We start from the raw sequence: 16,251 nt of genomic DNA on the forward strand, positions 1-16,251 counted from the left end.
CGGCCCCCGCGCCCGTCCCCGGCGTCCCCGTCACCCCTGTCGTCCTCGCCATCCCCGCCGTCCCCGGCGGGCCGCGCCGGCGGCCGGTGCTCCGGAGGCCGCTGCGACCGCGGCGGGACGGCGCGCGGGCCGCCCCCGGCCGCGGCGACGCGCAGCAGCCGCTCCGCCTCGGCGGCGGGCATCCGCTCGGCGGGGTCCGCGCGCAGCAGCCCCTCCAGCACGGGCTCCAGCGGGCCCGCCCGCCGCGGGGGCGGCACGTCCCCGGCGGTGTGCGCGCCCACGGCCCGCAGCGTCTCCTCGCGGGTGCCGCGGCGGAACGGGGAGACGCCCTCCACGGCCAGGTACAGCAGCACGCCCAGCGCCCACAGGTCCGCGGCCGGACCCGGCGCGGCGCCCCGGGCGCACTCCGGCGCGAGGAACTCCGGGGCGCCGGCCGGCTCCCCGGCCCGGACGTGCGCCGTGCCGGCCTTCACCAGCGCGATGCCGAAGTCGGTGAGCACCACCCTGCCGTCGTTGCCCAGCAGCACGTTGGAGGGCTTGAGGTCGCGGTGGGTGATCCCCGCCTCGTGCGCGGCGCGCAGCGCCGAGACCGCCTCCGCGCCGATCCGCGCGGCGCGGGCCGGGGAGAGCACGCCCTCCGCCTCCAGCACGGTGCCCAGCGACAGCCCCGGTACCAGTTCCATCACGATCCACAGCCGGTCGTCCTCCACGACGACGTTGTGGACGGTGGCGACGTTGCGGTGCGAGATGCGCCCGGCCGTCATGGCCTCCCGCTCCAGGCGGGTGTAGAGCAGCCGCACCTCGGCCGGGGAGAGTTCCTGCGCCGCCCGGATCTCCTTGACCGCGACCTGCCGGCCCAGTGCCTCGTCACGGGCCTGCCAGACCACGCCCACCTCGCCGCGGCCCAGTTCGGCGATGAGGCGGTAGCGGTCGGCGAGCAGCCTCTCCGTGGTCATCCGTGTTCCCCGTCCCCGACCCCGTCCCCCGTGATGGGGTCGATCGGATGCTGTTGTCTCGTACGGTGTTCGTCAACCCCTTTGCGGGGAAGGTGAATCCGTTGACCGGAATACCCGTGGGGTCCGGCCTGGAGATAGGGTTACCCTGCCCGGGCCGGGAGCCCTCGTTTGGGTGGGGAGTGTCATGGAACAGATAACGGTGCGCAGCAGGGCGCGGGTCCCTGCGATCCAGTGCGGGAGCGGTACGACCAGCGCGCGCCTCGACCGGCACCTGAGCGTGCTGGCCGGTCCCGCCGTACCCCAGGATGACACGGTGGAGGCCGCCTCGCTCATGCGCGAGCTGACCAGGCGCGACGCCGCGCACACCCGGATGCGGAACCGAGGCGCGCGGGTGTCGCTGTTCGCGCCGATGCGACGGCTGCGGCGCTCGCTCTTCGGAGGGCACGCCTGACGGCCGTACCCCCCTCGATGACCTCCCCGCCGGGGCCGGGCGTCGCCGCCCGGCCCTGAGTCATGCCTCCCGGAACCGATCCGGAGCCGGTGCGGGGCCGATGCGGGACCGATGCGGAGCCGGTCCGGCCGCCGGTCACAGCAGGGCGAGCTGGCCCCCCGGACCCTCCTCGCGGTGGTCCAGGACGGAGGCCGGGCGCCGCGCGCCCGGCGGCACCGGAAGCACCCCCGCACCGTGCAGCGCGGCGGTGTCGACGACCGGCCCCCCGGCCGCCCGCCCGGCGAACTCCCGCCGCTCCCGCCGGAGTTCGCCGAGGAGGGTGAGCGTGGTGATCAGCTCCAGCAGCTCCGAGGTCCACTCCCGCGGCCACGTCCCCGGGCGCACCGCCTCCAGCCCGCCGGACGCCGCCGGTGCCGTACGGCGGCCGAACCACTCCTCGACCACCCGGGAGCCGCCCGCCTCGAACTCCCAGGCGTCGCGCGCCACCGGCGCTATCCGGCCGTCCCCCACCCACAGGGCCTCCTCCTCCGCGTCGTAGCGCAGTCCGTCCGGGGGCGGCTGTCCGGGCAGCGTGGCCCGCACGTACGGGCGGCGCCCGCCGGGCAGGCGCGGGCGGGTGCCGTCGCCGCAGCGGGCGCCCCGGGTGTGCACCCACAGCACGCGGCGGCCCAGCGCCACCCCGTCCCGCCACACCTCGGGGTCCGCGGTGAGCGGCACGGCGGGCCCGGCGGGGGAGGGGCGCAGCGCGGCGGCGGTCCAGGCGAGGAAGTCCTCGGCCGTCACGGGGGTCCCCAGCCGCGCGGCCAGGTGGTCGAGCAGACCGGGGGCCAGGTTGGGCTCGCGGCCCCGGGGGCGCCGGTAGAGCGGGCGGATGCGGCCCGGACGGCCCGTGGGGGAGTGGCCGTCGGGCAGCAGCGCGGTGAACGCCGGTTCCGGGGCGGGGACGCGGGGCGTGCGGCCGGCCTCCACCAGGTGGATCTGCCGCCCGTCGGTGACCCGCCACAACTCCGGCCGGGCGACGTCGATGAGGCGGTGGTCCGGTATCAGCCACTGCTGGTCGTGGAGCCCGTGCAGCACCCGCACCGGCTCCGGGCACGGCCCGTCCTCCCGGTCCAGCGGGCCGGTGGACGCGGCAGCCCCGGCCGGGCCGGGCAACTGCGGTACGCGGGAGCGCGGCGTCCGGGCGCGGGTCGGCCCGAACAGCGCCTCGCGCCCGGCCCCCTCGGCCCGCACCAGCGCGGCCCAGCGGGCCTTCAGCGACGGCGCGTCGGGCGCCATCACCCAGCCCCGGCCCAGCCGCAGCGGCCCGACCGACCAGGGCATCAGATCGTCCAGCAGGGGTGCCCCGTCACTCACCGCGTCATCCACCGTGGCTCACCGTCACTCACCGCCCGCATGCTACGGGGGGAGGTCAGTCCGCCTCCACGGTGACGGAGAAGGAGAAGCGGTCGCCGCGGTAGTGGATGCGGGCCACGTCCACCACCCGTCCGTCGTCGTCGTAGGTCACGCCGGTGTAGTGGAGGATCGGGCTGAGCAGCGGGACGTCCAGCAGACCGGCCGTCTCCGGGTCGGCCAGCCGGGCGGCGACGGTGTCGGTGATGCGGCTGATGCGCACCCCGACCGCGTCGCGCAGCACCTTCGTCATCGGCCAGCGGGCCAGGTCCGCAAGGTCGATGCGGTCGGCCAGTTCGGGGCGGACCAGGTTCTCCGCCCAGTTGGTCGGTTCGCCGGTCTCCCGGTCGCGGCGCAGCCGGCGGTAGACCACCGCCTCCGTCAGGTCCGGGAAGTACTCCGCCAGTTCGCCGGGCACCGGCTCGGCGCCGTGGCCCAGCAGGGTGGTCTCCTCGCCCGACTGCTGGGCCACGATGGCGTCCACCGAGCCGAGCAGCCGCACGGGGGAGCCCCGGCGGGCGCTCGGTTCGATGAACGTGCCGCGGCGCCGGTGCCGGGTGATCAGCCCTTCCTCCTCCAGCTCCTTGAGCGCCTGCCGCATGGTGAGCACGCTGACGCCGTAGTGCCCGGCGAGCTGTTCCTCGGTCGGCAGGCGCAGGGGCGCGTCGGGGGAGCGGCCGAGTATCGAGGCGCGCAGCGACTGCGACACCTGGTACCACAGCGGCAGTTTGCGGTTCAGCGCGAGCGAGTCGGGAGCGAAGGTGGTCACGGTGGCCTCCGGACGGCCTGGCAGGCGTACGGCGTTACGGCGTCATGGTGGTGCGGCGCGGGCCGCGGTACGTACCACGGCGGGGCGGCGGGGCCGCGCCTCACCCCCCGAAGTGGCGCTCCAGACCCTGCCACACCTCGTCGTAGCCGCGCTGCAGGTGCCCGGCGTCCCGCGCCTGCGCGGTGAGGGTCACCGGCCAGCGGGTCTCGAACATGAAGGCCAGGCCGTTGTCCACCTTCTGCGGGACCAGCTCGGCCGCGCTCGCCCGCTCGAAGGTCTCCCGGTCCGGGCCGTGCGCGGACATCATGTTGTGCAGCGAGCCGCCGCCGGGGACGAAGCCCCCCGGGCCCGCGGTCTTGGCGTCGTAGGCGCCCTCGATCAGGCCCATGTACTCGCTCATCACGTTGCGGTGGAAGTACGGCGGCCGGAAGGTGTCCTCGCCGACCAGCCAGCGCGGGGCGAACACCACGAAGTCCACGTTCGCCAGGCCGGGGGTGTCGGAGGGCGAGGTGAGGACGGTGAAGACCGACGGGTCGGGGTGGTCGTAGCTGATGCTGCCGATCACGTTGAAGCGCCGCAGGTCGTAGACGTACGGCACCAGGTTGCCGTGCCAGGCGACGACGTCCAGGGGCGAGTGGTCGTAGGTGGCCGTCCACAGGGCGCCGCAGAACTTGGTGACCACCTCGACCGGGCCCTCCACGTCCTCGTAGGCCGCGGTGGGCGCGAGGAAGTCGCGGGGGTTGGCCAGGCCGTTGGCGCCGATGGGGCCGAGCTCGGGGAGGGTGAAGGGGCGGCCGTAGTTCTCGCAGACGTAGCCGCGGACCGTCTCCTCCAGCGGCTCGACGCGGAAGCGGACCCCGCGCGGGATCAGCGCCACGTGGCCGGGTTCGGCGCGCAGCAGGCCGAACTCGGTGCGCAGCAGCAGCCCGCCCCGCTCGGGGACGATCAGCAGCTCGCCGTCGGCGTTGCCGAACACCCTGCGTTCCATGGGGGCGTTGGCGGCGTAGAGGTGGACGGCCATGCCCTCGCGCCGGGCGGCGTCGCCGTTGCCGCCCAGGGTCCACAGCCCGGCCAGGAAGTCGGTGCCGGGGGCGGGATCGGGCAGCGGGTCCCAGCGCAGCCGGTTGGGGTCCGGCGCGGTCTCGGTGAAGGGGGCGCCGCGCAGGCGGCCGTCGTCGGTGCGGACGAAGCGCGGATGGGCGGCCGAGGGGCGGATGCGGTACAGCCACGAGCGGCGGTTGTGGGCGCGCGGCTCGGTGAAGGCGGTGCCGCTGAGCTGCTCGGCGTAGAGCCCGAGGGGGGCGCGCTGCGGCGAGTTGCGGCCGACCGGGAGGGCACCGGGGACGGCCTCGCTGCTGTGCTCGTTCCCGAATCCGGAGGAGTACGCCAGCCCCTCCGCGGTCTTGCGGGCCTGTTCGAAACCGCTCGTGGTGCCACTCATCGCGATGCTCCAGGTGCTCAGGGTTTCATGTTGTGAACCATAGGAATCAACCATAGGAACGGCGGGGCGCGCGCGTCAACGGTCGGCGGGCGCCGTACGCGCGGCCGTTCCGGTGCCGACCCCTGGGCGGCACGGGGGTGATCCGGCTACTGTTCGGCTACCGGCCGGTCGGTATGCCGTGTCGGCCGCCGCGCCCGCCCGGACGCCGTCCACGAGGGGGACCGATGTCGGAGAGTGCCAGCACGCGGACCGGTGCGGGGACCCGCACCGCCCTGCGGATCTGCCCGCTGTGCGAAGCCACCTGCGGGCTGAGCGTCACGGTCGCCCGGGAGGGCGGGCGGGAGCGGATCACCGCGGCGCGCGGCGACCGCGACGACGTCTTCAGCCGCGGCTTCGTCTGCCCCAAGGGCGCCCTCTTCGGCGAGCTGGACGGCGATCCCCACCGGCTCACCCGGCCCCTGGTCCGGCGCGGCGGCGAACTGCGGGAGGCGAGCTGGGAGGAGGCGTTCGCCGCGGTCGCCGAGGGGCTGGGCGGCACCCTCGCCGCCCACGGCCCGCAGGCGGTGGCCCTCTTCCTCGGCAACCCCACCGTCCACACCGTCGCCGGCGCCCTCTACCCGCCCCTGCTGGTCAAGGCGCTGCGCACCCCCAACCTCTTCACCGCCAGCACCCTCGACCAGATGCCCAAGCACGTCTCCAGCGGACTGCTGTACGGCGACCCGCTGGCCATCCCGGTCCCCGACCTGGACCGCACCGACCACCTGCTGGTCGTCGGCGCCAATCCGGTGGAGTCCGGCGGCAGCCTGTGCACCGCCCCCGACTTCCCCGGCCGGCTGAGGGCGCTGCGGCGGCGCGGCGGCACCCTCACCGTGATCGACCCGCGCCGCACCCGCACCGCGCGGCTGGCCGACCGCCACGTGGCCGTCCGGCCGGGCGGCGACGCCCTGCTGCTGATGGCGATGGTGCAGGTCCTCTTCGCCGAGGACCTGGTCGACACCGGCGGGGCCGGGCCGCACCTGAGCGGCGTGCGGGACGTGGCACGGCTCGCCGCGGACTTCACCCCCGAGGCCGTGGCCGGCGCGTGCGGCGTCGAGCCGGAGGTGATCCGCGCCCTCGCCCGTGAACTGGCCGTCGCGGAGCGCGCCGCGGTCTACGGGCGCATCGGCAGTACGGCGGTGGAGTTCGGCACCCTGACGAGCTGGCTGGTCGACGTCCTCAACGCCCTCACCGGCAACCTCGACCGGCCCGGCGGAGCGATGTTCCCGCTGTCGGCCACCGCCCGCGCGCCCCGGCCGCCCGCCGGCGGCCGGGGCTTCACCACCGGCCGCCGGCACAGCCGGGTCGGCGGACATCCGGAGGTCAAGGGGGAGTTCCCGGCCGCCGCGCTGGCCGAGGAGATCGACACCCCGGGCGAGGGGAGGGTCCGGGCGCTGGTCTGCATCGCCGGCAACCCCGTCCTGTCCGCCCCCGACGGCGCCCGGCTTGAACGGGCCCTGGCCGGGCTGGACTTCATGGTCAGTGTCGACCCGTACCTCAACGAGACCTCCCGCCACGCCCACGTCGTCCTGCCGCCGCCCAGGCCCAGCCGCAGCCCGCACTTCGACCACAGCTTCAACGCCCTGGCCGTCCGCAACCAGGTGCGCTACACCCGGCCGGTGATCGCCCCGGCCGGGGACGAGGTGCCGGAGCGCGAGATCCTGGCGCGCCTGGTGCTCTGCGCGTCCGGCGCGCCCGACGGCGATCCGGAGTCGGTCGACGCCACGGTCGTCCGGCGCACCCTGGCCGCCGCCGTCGCCGACCCCCGCTCCCCGGTCCACGGCCGGGACGCGGACGACCTGGCCCGGTGCCTGACCGGCGAGGACGGCGCCGAACGCCGACTGGACATGATGCTGCGGCTCGGCCCGTACGGCGACGGGTTCGGCGCCGACCCGGACGGCCTGACCCTGGCCCGGCTGCTGGAGCACCCGCACGGCATCGACCTCGGCCCGCTGCGCCCGCGGCTGCCCGAGGTGCTGCGCACCCCCTCCGGCACGGTCGAGCTGTGCCCGGGGCCGATCGCCGGGGACGTCCCCCGGCTGCGCCGCGCCCTGGACGGCCGTCGGGAGCGTCCCGGCGCCCTGGTGCTCATCGGGCGCCGCCACCTGCGCTCCAACAACAGCTGGATGCACAACATCCCCGCACTGGTGGGCGGCAGCAACCGCTGCACCCTCCAGGTCCACCCCGCCGACGCCGCCCGCCTCGGCCTGGCCGACGGCGGCCTCGCGGAGATCACGGGCGACGGGGGCGCGATCCGGGCGCCGGTGGAGGTGACCGACGCGGTGCCTCCGGGAGTCGTCAGCCTGCCGCACGGCTGGGGCCACGACCGGCCCGGCACCCGGACGCCGGTGGCCGCCGCCGACCCCGGGGCCAACGTCAACCAGCTCCTGGACGGGCGGCTGCTCGACCCGCTGTCCGGGACCGCCGTGCTCAACGGATTCCCGGTGGAGGTCGCGCCCGTGGCGGCGTCCGTCCCGGCCGCGGACCCGTCCCCGGCCTCCGTGTGAGCCACGGCATGCGCCGTTCTGCTGACACCTCAAACTAGCGCCGCTAGTTTGGGCTCATGCAGGCACACAACGGCATGTACATCGACGGGGACTGGCGTCCCGCCGCGGGCGGCGGGACGATCGAGGTCGTCAACCCGGCCGACGAGGAGGTCATCGGCGCCGTCCCGGCGGGCTCCGCCGAGGACGTCGACGCGGCCGTCCGCGCGGCCCGGGCGGCCCTGCCCGCCTGGGCCGCCACCCCGCCCGCCGAGCGCGCGGCGCGGATCGGCGCGCTGCGCGACGCCCTGGCCGCCCGGCGCGAGGCGATCGCCGCCACCGTCACCGCCGAACTGGGCGCCCCGATCTCCTTCTCCCAGGCCGTCCACGCCGGCCTGCCCGTCACGGTCGCCGGGACGTACGCCGCGCTCGCCGCCGAGCACCCCTTCGAGGAGAGGCTGGGCAACTCCCTGGTGCTGCACGAGCCGGTCGGCGTCGTCGGCGCCATCACGCCCTGGAACTACCCGCTGCACCAGATCGTCGCCAAGGCCGCCCCCGCCCTCGCGGCGGGCTGCACCATGGTCCTCAAGCCCGCCGAGGACACCCCGCTGGTCGCGCAGCTCTTCGCCGAGGCCGTCCACGAGGCGGGGCTGCCCCCGGGGGTGTTCAACCTCGTCACCGGACTCGGCCCGGTGGCCGGGCAGGCGCTGGCCGGGCACGAGGGCGTGGACATGGTCTCCTTCACCGGCTCCACCGCCGTCGGCCGCCGCATCGGGGCGCTGGCCGGCGGCGCGGTCAAACGGGTCGCCCTGGAGCTGGGCGGCAAGTCCGCCAACGTCATCCTGCCCGGCGCCGACCTGGCGAGGGCCGTGAAGGCCGGCGTCGCCAACGTGATGGCCAACTCCGGGCAGACGTGCAGCGCCTGGACCCGCATGCTGGTCCACACCGACCGGTACGACGAGGCCGTGGAGCTCGCGGCCGCCGCCACCGCCAGGTACGTGCCCGGCGACCCCGCGGACCCCGCCACCCGCCTCGGCCCGGTGGTCAGCGCCCGGCAGCGCGAGCGCGTCACCGGCTACATCCGCACCGGGATCGAGGAGGGCGCCACCCTCGTCGCGGGCGGTCCCGACGCCCCCGAGGGGCGGGAGCGCGGCTGGTACGTGCGGCCCACCGTCTTCGCCGACGTCACCCCGGAGATGACCATCGCCCGGGAGGAGATCTTCGGCCCCGTGCTGAGCATCCTGAGGTACCAGGACACCGAGGACGCGCTCCGGATCGCCGACGACTCGGTCTACGGCCTCGCCGGCGCCGTCTGGGCCGGGGACGAGGCGGAGGCCGTCGCCTTCGCCCGCCGCCTGCGCACCGGCCAGGTGGACATCAACGGCGGCCGGTTCAACCCCCTGGCCCCCTTCGGCGGTTACAAGCAGTCCGGCGTGGGCAGGGAACTGGGCCCGCACGGCCTGACCGAGTACCTCCAGACCAAGTCCCTGCAGTTCTGAGCCCGCGCCCCCGCCCGCACCCGTACGCCCGCAACGCCCGTCAGGGACACGAGAGGAAACAGCCACGTGGTCCGCGCCGTCGTCCTGCCCGCCGTCAACGCCCCGCTCGAACCGGCCGAGATCGACCTGCCGGAGCCGGGGCCCGGCCAGGTGAGGGTCCGCCTCGCCGCCGCCGGGGTCTGCCACTCCGACCTGTCGCTGTCCAACGGCACCCTGCGCCAGCCCGCCCCCGCCGTCCTCGGCCACGAGGGCGCGGGGACCGTGACCGCCGTGGGCGAGGGGGTCACCGCCGTCTCCCCGGGCGACGAGGTCGTCCTCAACTGGGCGCCCCCGTGCGGGAGCTGCCACTTCTGCGCCCGGCTGGGCGAGCCCTGGCTGTGCGCCGAGGCGGGCGCGGCCGCCGCGGTGCCCTACGCCCGTACCGCCGACGGCCGGGACCTGTACCCGGGGCTGGGCACCGCCGCGTTCGCCGAGGAGACGGTCGTGTCCGAACGCGCGGTGCTGCCGCTGCCCGGGGGCGTGCCGCTGGCCGACGCCGCCCTGCTGGGGTGCGCGGTGCTCACCGGCTACGGGGCGGTGCACCACAGCGCCCGGGTGCGCGAGGGCGAGTCCGTGGCCGTCTTCGGCGTCGGCGGGGTGGGGCTGGCGGTGCTCCAGTCGGCGCGGATCGCGGGCGCCGGGACGATCGTGGCCGTCGACGTCTCGCCGGAGAAGGAGGAACTGGCGCGCCGCGCCGGGGCCACCGACTTCCTGCTCGCCTCCGACACCACCGCCAGGGAGGTCCGCGGGCTCACCGGCGGCCTGGGCGCGGACGTCGCCGTGGAGTGCGTCGGGCGCGCGGAGACCATCCGCGCCGCCTGGTCCTCCACCCGGCGCGGCGGGCGCACCTCCGTCGTCGGCATCGGCGGCAGGGACCAGCAGGTCTCCTTCTCCCCGCTGGAGATCTTCCACTTCGCGCGCACCCTGTCCGGCTGCGTCTACGGCAACTGCGACCCCGCCCGCGACCTGCCGGTGCTCGCGGAGCACGTCCGGGCCGGGCGGCTGGACCTGGACGCGCTGGTCACCGACCGGATCGGCCTGGACGGCGTGCCGGCGGCCTTCGAGGCCATGCTCGCCGGACGCGGCGGCCGGACGCTGGTGGTCTTCTAACCCCCGTCCGGCCTGGGCTCCGGCTCCCGGTCCGGCTCCCGGTCGCGGCCCGGGCCCGGGAACCGGAGCGCCAGCCCGTCGATCAGGGCGTGCAGACCCGTCTCGAACGCCCCCTCGTCGACCCGCTGCTGGTGCTCGGCCAGCAGGTGGGCCTGGTCCAGGTGCGGATAGTCCCGCGCGTAGAGCGCGGCGTCGTCCACGAAGCCGCGGGCGAAGGAGCCCAGCGCCGAGCCGGCGACGAAGTAGCGCATCAGCGCGCCGATGTGGGTCGCCTGGGCGCGCGGCCACCCGGCGGCGCGCATCGCCCCGTAGACCGCGTCGGCCATCCGGAGCTGGCTGGGGCGGCGGCCCGGCCCCTGGGCCAGGTACGGGACGATGTTCGGGTGCGCGGCGAGCGCCGCGCGGTAGGAGCGGGCCCAGGCCACCAGGGCACGGCGCCAGTCGGTGCCGTCCTCGAACATCGACAGGTCGACATCGGCGCACACCGCGTCGGCGACCGCGTCCAGGATCTCGTCCTTGGTGCGGAAGTGGTTGTACAGGGACGGACCGCTGACGCCCAGCTCGGCGGCGAGCCGCCGGGTGGAGACCGCCGGCAGTCCCTCGGCGTCCACCAGCGCGAGCGCTGCCGCCACGATCCGCTCCCGGCTGAGCAAGGGGGTACGGGGGCGTGCCACGGATCACATCCTCGGGTGTCGTACGGTGTCTGTGCAACCGTAACTAGCAGCGCTAGTTTAGTGCGCATGGATCTGGGGCTGTCCGAGGAGCAGGCCGCCGTACGGCAGGTGGCCAAGGAGTTCGTCGACCGCGAGATCGTTCCGCACGCCGCCGAGTGGGACCGCGCCGAGAGCATCGACCGGTCCGTGGTGAAGGCCCTGGGCGACCTGGGCTTCCTGGGCCTGACGATCCCCGAGGAGTACGGCGGCTCCGGCGGCGACCACCTGGCGTACTGCCTGGTCACCGAGGAGCTGGGCCGCGGCGACTCCGCCGTGCGCGGCGTGCTGTCCGTCTCGCTCGGCCTGGTCGCCAAGTCCATCGCGGCCTGGGGGAGCGAGGAGCACAAGCGGCGGTGGCTGCCCGCGCTGTGCTCCGGCGAGGCGATCGGCTGCTTCGGCCTGACCGAGCCGGGCACCGGCTCCGACGCGGCCCGCCTGACCACCCGCGCCCGGCGGGACGGCGGCGACTGGGTCATCGACGGCACCAAGATGTTCATCACCAACGGCACCTGGGCCGACGTGGTGCTCCTCTTCGCCCGTACCGGCACCGAGCCCGGCCACCGGGGCATCACCGCCTTCCTCGTCCCCGCCGACACCCCGGGCCTGACCCGCCGGGAGATCCACGGCAAGCTCGGCCTGCGGGGACAGGCCACCGCCGAGCTGGTGCTCGACGGCGTCAGGGTCCCCGACGCCTGCCGGATCGCCCCCGAGGGCAAGGGGTTCTCCGTCGCCATGTCCGCCCTCGCCAAGGGGCGCATGTCGGTGGCGGCCGGATGCGTCGGCATCGCCCAGGCGGCGCTGGACGCGGCCGTGGCGTACGCCGGCGAGCGGGAGCAGTTCGGGCGGTCCATCGCCCACCACCAGCTCGTACAGGAGCTGATCAGCGACATCGCCGTGGACGTCGACGCCGCCCGGCTGCTGACCTGGCGGGTCGCCGACCACATCGACCGCGGCCTGCCCTTCGCCACCGAGTCCTCCGTCGCCAAGCTCTACGCCTCCGAGGCCGCGGTGCGGGCCGCCAACAACGCCCTCCAGGTCTTCGGCGGCTACGGCTACATCGACGAGTACCCGGTGGGCAAACTGCTGCGCGACGCCCGGGTGATGACGCTGTACGAGGGCACCAGTCAGATCCACAAGCTGCTCATCGGGCGCTCGCTGACCGGGGTCTCCGCCTTCTGAGGCCCTCCGGGACGACGGCCGCCCCTGCCGTCCGGAAGGCTCCGCCCCGCCCTCTAAGCGGCTGCTCAGCAACCGATGTATGGTGTTCGCCCGGTCGACTGAGCAGCAGGCGAGGTGCGGATGGCGGCGGAGACGGAGTCCGGGATCGTGGACGAGCCCCCGGGCGGCGCGGCGGACGACGTGATGGACGGCGCGACGGACGACGCGACGGACGGCACCGGCGGCGCGAGCGGCGCGGAGGAGCCGGACGACTCCTGGGGCGGAGTGGCCCCCGACGCGGCCCGCCGGCTGCTGCTGGCGGCGGTCGAGGCGTTCGCCGAGCGGGGCTTCCACGCCACCACGACCCGGGACATCGCCGGCCGCGCCGGGATGAGCCCGGCCGCGCTCTACATCCACTACCGCACCAAGGAAGAGCTGCTCTACCAGATCAGCCGGGTCGGCCACGAACGGTCGGTGCGCATCCTCACCGAGGCGGACAACAGCGCCATCCGCCCCGCGGACCGGCTCGCCGCGGCCGTGGACGCCTTCGTCCGCTGGCACGCCGAGCGCCACACCACGGCCCGGGTGGTGCAGTACGAGCTGAACGCCCTCGCCGAGGAGCACTACGCCGAGATCGTCGCCCTGCGGCGGCGCAGCGAGGAGATCCTGCGCGGCATCCTGCGGGACGGGGTGGCCGCGGGCGAGTTCACGGTCACCGACATCCGGGGCACGGCGCTGGCGGTGCTCTCGCTCTGCATCGACGTCGCCCGCTGGTTCCGCGCCGGCGGGTCGCGCACCCCCGAGGAGATCGGCGCCCTCTACGCCGACCTGGTGCTGAGGATGGTCGGCGCTCCGGCCGGCCGGGACCGGCCGGAGCGGTAGGAACGGGAACGGGGCGGGGCGTCGGGGGTGCCGGAGGTGTCAGAGGTAGTAGCGGACGACGCTCTCCGCGACGCACACCGGCTTCCCGCCGCCCTCGCGCTCGACCGTCACCTGCATCGTGAGCTGGGCGCAGTCCTCTGACACCGGGGTGACCTCCGTGATCCGCCCGGTGGCGCGCAGCCGGGAGCCGACCGGCACGGGGGAGGGGAAGCGGACCTTGTTCAGGCCGTAGTTGATGCCCATCCGCACGCCCTCGACGCGCAGCAACTGCGGCACCAGCACCGGCAGCAGGGAGAGCGTCAGATAGCCGTGCGCGATGGTGGTGCCGAACGGTCCGGCGGCCGCCTTCCCGGGATCGACGTGGATCCACTGGTGGTCGCCCGTCGCGTCCGCGAACAGGTCGATCCGCTTCTGGTCGACCTCCAGCCAGTCGCTGGTGCCCAACTCCTCGCCGACCGCCGCCCGCAGCTCGTCGACCGTCGCGAAAACCCGCGGCTCCGCCATCGAAGCTCGCCTCCCCAACCGTGTGACCGTGGTGTCGCCGCGCTACTAAGCGCTTGCTCAGAATGGTGGGGAGTCAGGGTGCTGTCAACGGGCCGTCCGGTCCCGGCGCGGCGCGGGGCGGTGGCCGCGGTCCGCGGAACCGGCCGGAGGCATGGGGAGGCCCCCGCGCCGCCCGGTGGTCCGCACGGCGGCGCGTGGGGAGCCGCGACCGTCGTCTATCCGTGGACGGCGGTCGCCCTCTGGACCGGCCGGGGCGCCGTCACCCTGGCGGCGCCGTGCGACCGGTGCGCGGCGCGCGCCCCGCGGGACTGCACCTCGTCGATCAGCCGGCGCAGCACGTCCGCCAGCCGGTCGCCGGGCGCGGCGTCCGGGTTCTCGACCGGCAGCAACTGCCGGCCGCCCCAGCAGCGGCGGTGCCAGTCGTCCGGTCCGGGGGGCTGCCGTATGCCGTCGTGCTTCTCCATCCGGCGCCGTTGCGCGAAGGCGCGCTCGTACGCCAGCCACACCGCCCGGGCCTCCTCCAACTCCTCCAGTGCCGCGACCAGCCGCTGGGGGTCGGGGTACCGGTCGTCGGGTGAGATGCCCGCGCGGGCACACAGATGGTGCCAGGTGGCGCGGTGCCCGTAGGGCGCGAAGCGCTCCAGGCACTTGCGCAGTGCCTGGCGGCGCTGGGAGGGATCTCTGCCAGGATCACGGACCTGCTCGGCCAGAGCGTTGAAACCGGCCAACGCGTACCACCTCCGACGGATTGACCTCAGACGTCATCGTTGGGACGTACCGGGCCGCCTCTTGGATCCGTGTGCCCAGGAATCTTCCGATACCACATACCGACTGGTTAGTCTGTGTGGACATCCGGTGGACCACCGGTGCCGGCGCGGTCGGGGGCGGACCCGTGGAGGAACCGCGAGGGACCGCGGGGCACGGCGGTCGTGGTGACCGGGCCGGCGGAACCGGTGCCGACCGGGCATCCGGCGCGAACGGACGGCCGGGCGCCGTGAATCATGTGCAGCGGAAACTGGAGACCGTCCAGCAGGACCCGCAGGGCCGAGAAGGCCACCACGACCAGGAGGAAGCGCCATGACGAGCCCGGCCACCCAGCGGCGGGACACCAACCAGCCGGTCCCGCAGCGGCTGCTGGCCGCCGCCACCCGGCTGTTCGCCGACCGCGGCTACGACCGCACCTCCGTCCAGGAGATCGTCGAGGCGGCGGGCGTGACCAAGGGGGCGCTGTACCACTACTTCGGTTCCAAGGACGACCTGCTCCACGAGATCTACGGCCGGGTGCTGCGCCTGCAGCAGGAGCGCCTGGACGCCTTCGCCGAGGCCGACGCCCCCGTGGAGCAGCGGCTGCGCGACGCCGCCGCCGACGTCGTCGTCACCACCATCGAGAACCTCGACGACGCGTCGATCTTCTTCCGCTCCATGCACCAGCTCAGCAGGGAGAAGCAGAAGCAGGTGCGGGCCGAGCGCCGCCGCTACCACGAGCGGTTCCGCGCCCTGATCGAGGAGGGGCAGCGGACGGGGGTGTTCAGCTCGGCCACCCCGGCCGACCTGGTGGTGGACTACCACTTCGGGTCCGTCCACCACCTCAGCACCTGGTACCGCCCCGACGGCCGCCTCAGCCCGCAGGAGGTCGCCGACCACCTGGCGGACCTGCTGCTGCGGGCGCTGCGGCCGTGACCGGGGGCGGCAGCGACGGCGGCAGCGACAACGGTCGGCGGCAGCGGTGACGACAGCGGCAACGACAGCGACACCCACAACGACAGCGACGAGGACGGAGGTCCCGGTGCGGGCATGGCGTGTGCACAGCAATGGTGAGCCGCGCGAGGTGATGCGGCTGGAGGAGGTGCCGGACCCCGAGCCCGGCCCCGGCCAACTGCTCGTACGGGTGCGGGCCGCGAACGTCAACTTCCCGGACGCGCTGCTGTGCCGGGGCCACTACCAGGTCCGGCCGCCGCTGCCCTTCACACCCGGCGTGGAGCTGTGCGGCGAGGTGCTGGCGGCCGGCGAGGGGGCGGACGCCGAGCCCGGCGCCCGGGTGATCGCCCGGCCCGTGCTGCCCGGCGGCGCGTTCGCCGACCGCGCGGTGGTCGCCGCGGCCACGGCCCTGCCCGCCCCCGGCGCGCTGGACGACGCCGAGGCCGCCGCCCTGCACATCGGCTACCAGACCGGCTGGTTCGGGCTGCACCGCCGCGCACGGCTCCGGCCCGGCGAGACGCTGCTGGTGCACGCCGCCGCCGGGGGCGTGGGCAGCGCGGCCGTCCAGCTCGGCAAGGCGGCGGGCGCGCGGGTCATCGGCGTGGTCGGCGGTCCCCGGAAGGCCGCGGTGGCCCGCGAGCTCGGCTGCGACGTGGTGATCGACCGGCACGCGGACGGCGGGGCCGGGACCGTCGGGGGCATCGCCGCGGCGGTGAGGGAGGCCACCGGCGGACGCGGCGCGGACGTGGTCTACGACCCGGTGGGCGGCGACGCCTACACCGCCTCCACCAAGTGCGTGGCCTTCGAGGGCCGGATCGTGGTCGTCGGCTTCGCCGGCGGCACCGTCCCCGCCCCCGGCCTCAACCACGCCCTGGTGAAGAACTACTCCATCCTCGGCCTGCACTGGGGCCTGTACGACACCCACGACCCGGACGCCGTACGGGCCTGCCACGAGGAGCTGACCGGGCTCGCCGAGCGGGGCGCGATCAGGCCGCTGGTGAGCGAGCGGGTGCCGCTGGAGGAGGCGGCGGACGCGGTCCAGCGGGTCGCCGACGGCACCACCACCGGACGGGTCGTCATCCGTCCCTGATTGCGGGGGGTATCGGTCCGGAGACTCCCC

Annotated in this window: 15 protein-coding genes; 8 read left to right on the forward strand and 7 right to left on the reverse strand. The window is 75.3% G+C overall.

All coding sequences use genetic code 11. The features are described from left to right. On the reverse strand, positions 1-956 hold a 956-nt coding region (locus VE546_RS02505; protein WP_324917555.1), incomplete at its 3' end, for a serine/threonine-protein kinase. A gap of 184 nt (positions 957-1,140) precedes the next feature. Here VE546_RS02505 and VE546_RS02510 point away from each other — a divergent pair. Further along, on the forward strand, positions 1,141-1,407 hold the full coding sequence (locus VE546_RS02510; RefSeq protein ID WP_324917559.1) for a hypothetical protein: 267 nt from the start codon (positions 1,141-1,143) through the stop codon (positions 1,405-1,407). 135 nt (positions 1,408-1,542) lie between these two features. Here VE546_RS02510 and VE546_RS02515 read toward each other — a convergent pair whose 3' ends face one another. The 3 genes from VE546_RS02515 to hmgA form a co-directional block, all read right to left on the reverse strand. Continuing rightward, entirely contained in the window at positions 1,543-2,730 is a 1,188-nt protein-coding gene (locus tag VE546_RS02515) for a type ISP restriction/modification enzyme (protein WP_324917640.1), read from the reverse strand. An 88-nt stretch (positions 2,731-2,818) separates the two neighbouring features. Beyond that, positions 2,819-3,568 (reverse strand): GntR family transcriptional regulator, encoded by a 750-nt coding sequence (locus VE546_RS02520; protein WP_324917561.1) that lies wholly within the window; start codon positions 3,566-3,568, stop codon positions 2,819-2,821. Positions 3,569-3,668: 100 nt separating this feature from the next. Further along, on the reverse strand, positions 3,669-5,009 hold the full coding sequence (hmgA, locus tag VE546_RS02525; protein WP_324917563.1) for a homogentisate 1,2-dioxygenase: 1,341 nt from the start codon (positions 5,007-5,009) through the stop codon (positions 3,669-3,671). A gap of 224 nt (positions 5,010-5,233) precedes the next feature. On the opposite strand from hmgA, the gene VE546_RS02530 reads away from it, so the two are divergent. From VE546_RS02530 to VE546_RS02540, 3 genes are all read left to right on the forward strand, one after another. After that, positions 5,234-7,552, forward strand: coding sequence for a molybdopterin-dependent oxidoreductase (locus VE546_RS02530; protein ID WP_324917566.1), 2,319 nt, complete (start codon positions 5,234-5,236; stop codon positions 7,550-7,552). 56 nt (positions 7,553-7,608) lie between these two features. Continuing rightward, the gene (locus VE546_RS02535; RefSeq protein WP_324917568.1) at positions 7,609-9,027 is read left to right on the forward strand and encodes an aldehyde dehydrogenase family protein; all 1,419 of its coding nucleotides are present in this window, start codon (positions 7,609-7,611) and stop codon (positions 9,025-9,027) included. 66 nt (positions 9,028-9,093) lie between these two features. Continuing rightward, positions 9,094-10,176 carry a Zn-dependent alcohol dehydrogenase gene (locus VE546_RS02540; protein WP_324917571.1) on the forward strand — a complete coding sequence of 361 codons (1,083 nt, stop codon included), beginning with the start codon at positions 9,094-9,096 and terminating at the stop codon, positions 10,174-10,176. Here the strand turns inward: VE546_RS02540 and VE546_RS02545 are convergent. Next, positions 10,173-10,850, reverse strand: coding sequence for a TetR/AcrR family transcriptional regulator (locus VE546_RS02545; protein ID WP_324917573.1), 678 nt, complete (start codon positions 10,848-10,850; stop codon positions 10,173-10,175). The genes VE546_RS02540 and VE546_RS02545 overlap by 4 nt on opposite strands. A gap of 66 nt (positions 10,851-10,916) precedes the next feature. Here VE546_RS02545 and VE546_RS02550 point away from each other — a divergent pair, with 66 nt between their 5' ends. Next, on the forward strand, positions 10,917-12,068 hold the full coding sequence (locus tag VE546_RS02550) for an acyl-CoA dehydrogenase family protein (protein WP_324917576.1): 1,152 nt from the start codon (positions 10,917-10,919) through the stop codon (positions 12,066-12,068). A 183-nt stretch (positions 12,069-12,251) separates the two neighbouring features. Further along, positions 12,252-12,929, forward strand: coding sequence for a TetR/AcrR family transcriptional regulator (locus tag VE546_RS02555; protein WP_324917643.1), 678 nt, complete (start codon positions 12,252-12,254; stop codon positions 12,927-12,929). A gap of 39 nt (positions 12,930-12,968) precedes the next feature. Here VE546_RS02555 and VE546_RS02560 read toward each other — a convergent pair whose 3' ends face one another. Together VE546_RS02560 and VE546_RS02565 are read right to left on the reverse strand one after the other, a co-directional pair. Beyond that, entirely contained in the window at positions 12,969-13,433 is a 465-nt protein-coding gene (locus VE546_RS02560; protein ID WP_324917579.1) for a MaoC family dehydratase, read from the reverse strand. A 215-nt stretch (positions 13,434-13,648) separates the two neighbouring features. After that, positions 13,649-14,161 carry a hypothetical protein gene (locus tag VE546_RS02565; RefSeq protein ID WP_324917582.1) on the reverse strand — a complete coding sequence of 171 codons (513 nt, stop codon included), beginning with the start codon at positions 14,159-14,161 and terminating at the stop codon, positions 13,649-13,651. A gap of 349 nt (positions 14,162-14,510) precedes the next feature. On the opposite strand from VE546_RS02565, the gene VE546_RS02570 reads away from it, so the two are divergent. Next, the gene (locus VE546_RS02570) at positions 14,511-15,113 is read left to right on the forward strand and encodes a TetR/AcrR family transcriptional regulator (protein ID WP_324917585.1); all 603 of its coding nucleotides are present in this window, start codon (positions 14,511-14,513) and stop codon (positions 15,111-15,113) included. A gap of 106 nt (positions 15,114-15,219) precedes the next feature. After that, complete coding sequence (locus VE546_RS02575; protein WP_324917588.1) at positions 15,220-16,221, forward strand: NADPH:quinone oxidoreductase family protein; 1,002 nt, start codon at positions 15,220-15,222, stop codon at positions 16,219-16,221. The last annotated feature ends 30 nt before the right edge of the window (positions 16,222-16,251 follow it).

Source organism: Streptomyces sp. (assembly GCF_035644915.1).
Lineage (GTDB): Bacteria > Actinomycetota > Actinomycetes > Streptomycetales > Streptomycetaceae > Streptomyces.